This window comes from Betaproteobacteria bacterium (assembly GCA_016791345.1).
In the GTDB taxonomy this organism is placed as follows: domain Bacteria; phylum Pseudomonadota; class Gammaproteobacteria; order Burkholderiales; family JAEUMW01; genus JAEUMW01.
The window spans coordinates 1-3,324 of record JAEUMW010000471.1 but is presented as its reverse complement, the minus strand read 5'-3'; the positions used below and the strand labels follow the sequence as shown (position 1 = coordinate 3,324).

At 68.0% G+C, this 3,324-nt stretch carries 3 protein-coding genes; all 3 read right to left on the bottom strand.

What is annotated here, in order from left to right:
- A partial coding sequence (ftsW, locus tag JNK68_17555) for a putative lipid II flippase FtsW (protein MBL8542151.1) occupies window positions 1–989 on the bottom strand: 989 nt, incomplete at its 3' end.
- A 47-nt stretch (window positions 990–1,036) separates the two neighbouring features.
- A complete protein-coding gene (murD, locus tag JNK68_17550) occupies window positions 1,037–2,464 on the bottom strand; it encodes a UDP-N-acetylmuramoyl-L-alanine--D-glutamate ligase (protein ID MBL8542150.1) in 1,428 nt (475 codons plus the stop codon).
- Window positions 2,464–3,324: phospho-N-acetylmuramoyl-pentapeptide-transferase (locus JNK68_17545; protein ID MBL8542149.1), on the bottom strand; the 861-nt coding region annotated here is incomplete at its 5' end. The genes murD and JNK68_17545, both read right to left, overlap by 1 nt.

Sequence of the window (3,324 nt, the reverse complement as noted above, 5' to 3'; positions counted from 1 at the left end):
CCCATGTTCACGCCCATGTTGATGATGGCCTGCACCGACAGCCACAGCGCGATGCCCTGCGCCACCAGCGCGGAGTAATAGCGTTCGACGCTGGCTGCGCGATTGCCGATGGCAAACGCCCGCAGCGCGAGCAGCGCGAAGAGCGCGATCACCGTCGCCGTACCGACGAAGCCGAGCTCTTCGCCGATCACCGCGAGCAGGAAGTCGGTGTGCGCCTCCGGCAGATAGAAGAGCTTCTCGACGCTGCTGCCCAGGCCGACGCCCCACCATTCGCCGCGACCGAAGGCGATGAGCGCATGGGAGAGCTGATAGCCCTTGCCGTAGGCATCCGCCCACGGGTCCATGAAGGCGACGATGCGCTGCATGCGATAGGGCGAGGTCACGATCAGCGCGACGAAGCCGACGGCGAGCATCACGATCAACCCGACGAAGAGACGCCAGTTCATCCCGCCCAGAAAGAGAATGCCCATGGCAATGAGCGTGATGACCGCGAAGGCGCCGAAGTCGGGCTCCAGCAGCAGCAAGCAGCCGGTGGCGAGCATCACCAGGAACATCGGCGCGAAACCACGGCGCAGGCTCGCCATGTGCGCCGCCTTGCGCACCGTGTAGTCCGCCGCGTAGAGGACGACGGCGAGCTTCATCAGCTCGGAAGGCTGCAGGTTGACGATGCCGAGCGGCAGCCAGCGGCGCGCGCCGTTCACCTCGCGCCCTGCGCCCGGGATCAGCACCAGCACCAGCAGCGCGGCAGCGAACAGGAAGCAGTACGGCGCGATGCGCTGCCAGGTCGCGAGTGGCACCTGATAGGCGACCACACCCGCGGCGAAACCCGCGGCGAGGAAGATCGCCTGCCGCGAGAGGTAGTAGCTCGCCTGATAGCCCGTGTACTTGCTCGCTTCGGCGGTGGCGATGGAGGACGAGTACACCATGACCAGTCCGAGCAGCAGCAAGGCGACGGCCGACCAGACCAGGGCCGCGTCGTGCTCGGCCATGGGCGCGTTCTGCTTCCAGCCGCTGATGGAGGTGGTGGCGCCGACGTTCAACGGGCACCCTCCAGGGCGTGCACCGCGGCGACGAAGACTTCGGCCCGGTGCTCGTAGTTGCGGAACATGTCGAAGCTCGCGCAGGCAGGCGAGAGCAGCACCGCATCACCGCGCCGGGCAAGGCCGAACGCCAGTTCAACGGCTGCCGGCAGGCTGGCGGCGGCGAGCGTCGGCACGCCGCACCCGGCAAGCGCGCGGCCGATCGCCGGACCGTCGCGACCGATGAGGACGACCGCACGCGCGTGCGCGGCCACCGCCGGGGCGAGCGGCGCGAAGTCCTGCCCCTTGCCTTCGCCGCCGGCGATCAGCACCGCCGGCCGGCCGAGACCTTCGAGTGCGGCGACCGTGGCGCCGACATTGGTGCCCTTGGAGTCGTCGAAGAAGCGCACGCCGTCGATCTCGGCCACGCGCTGGACGCGGTGCGGCAGGCCGCGGAAAGCGCGCAATCCATCCGTAAGCAGCGGATAGGGCAGATCGATCGCGCGGCACAGGGCAAGTGCGGCCAGCGCGTTGGCAGCGTTCTGCAGACCCGCCACCTGCAGATCGTCGAGCGCCATCAGCCGATCACCGTTCTCCGCAAGCCACGCCCGCCCACCGTGCTCGACGATGCCCCATTCGCCCTTGCGCTCGGGCTCGCCCAGGCCGAAGCTGAAAGTCGGACGGCCACTCTTCGCCATGCTGCGGCTGTACGGATCATCGCGATTCACGACCTGCACACCGGTGCCGTTGAAGACGTGCGACTTGGCGGCGGCGTAGTCCTCCATGCCGCGGTAGCGGTCGCAGTGATCCTGCGTGAGATTCAGCACGACCGCCGCGGTGGCATTCAGGCTGTAGGTGGTCTCGAGCTGGAAGCTGGAGAGTTCGATCACCCACACGTCGGGCGGGGTGCCCGCGTCCTCGCGCGCCATCAGCGCATCCAGCACCGGGGGCGCGATGTTGCCGGCGACGCACGCGTCGAGACCCGCCGCGCGGCACAGCGCACCGGTCATGGAGGTCACGGTCGTCTTGCCGTTGGTGCCGGTGATGGCGAGAATGCGCGGCCGCCCCTGCGCCTGCACGGCCTGCGCGAAGAGTTCGATGTCACCCCACACCGGCACGCCGCGCGCCCGTGCGCGCGCCACCGCCGGCTCGCGCACGGAAATGCCGGGGCTGATTGCAACGAGATCCGCCGCCTCGAAGCTCGCGTCGCGAAAGGCGCCGGTTTCGAGTGCGGCGTGCGGCAGTACCTGCGCCAGTTCCGCCGCACGCGGCGGCGTCGCGCGCGAGTCGGCCACGCGCACGGCGGCGCCGCGGCGCGTGAGCCAGCGCGCCATCGACAGGCCGCTGTCACCGAGCCCCAGCACCATCGCGTGTTTTCCGTTCAGATCCAATCGTCCCGTCCTGACCGCCCAGCCCAGATGTCGCGCTTCGAGTCCCGCACCCATCACCGCAGCTTCAGGGTCGACAACCCGATCAGCAGCAGAATCATGCTGATGATCCAGAAGCGCACCACCACCTGGTTCTCCTTCCAGCCCTTGAGCTCGTAGTGGTGATGCAGCGGCGCCATGCGGAAGATGCGTTTGCCGGTGAGCTTGAAGGATGCGACCTGCAGCACCACCGACAGCGTTTCGACCACGAACACGCCTCCCATCACGAGCAGCACGATCTCCTGGCGCACGATGACCGCCATCACGCCGAGCGCGGCGCCGAGCGCCAGCGCACCGACGTCGCCCATGAAGACCTCGGCCGGATAGGCGTTGAACCAGAGAAACCCGAGACCCGCCCCGCCGATTGCCGCGCACACCACCGTGAGCTCGCCGGCACCCGGAATGTGCGGGAAGCCCAGATACTTCGAGAACACGACGTTGCCGGTGACATAGGCGAAGACGCCGAGACCGGCGGCCACCATCACCGTCGGCATGATGGCGAGCCCGTCCAGTCCGTCGGTGAGATTGACGGCGTTGCTGCTGCCGACGATGACGAAGTAGGTGAGCGTGATGAAGCCGATCGCGCCGAGCGGATAGGCCACGTTCTTGAAGAACGGCACGATGAATTCCGTCTGCGCCGGCAGGTCGGTGCTGAACGCGAGAAAGAGCGCGGCGAAGAGGCCGATCAGCGACTGGAAGGCATACTTCGCGCGCGCCGACAGCCCCTTCGGATTGCGGTAGACGACCTTGCGATAGTCGTCGATCCAGCCGATGGCGCCGAAGCCGACGGTCACGCCGAGCACGACCCAGATGAAGCGGTTGGACGGATCGCCCCACAGCAGTGTCGTGACCGCGATCGACACCAGGATGAGCGCGCC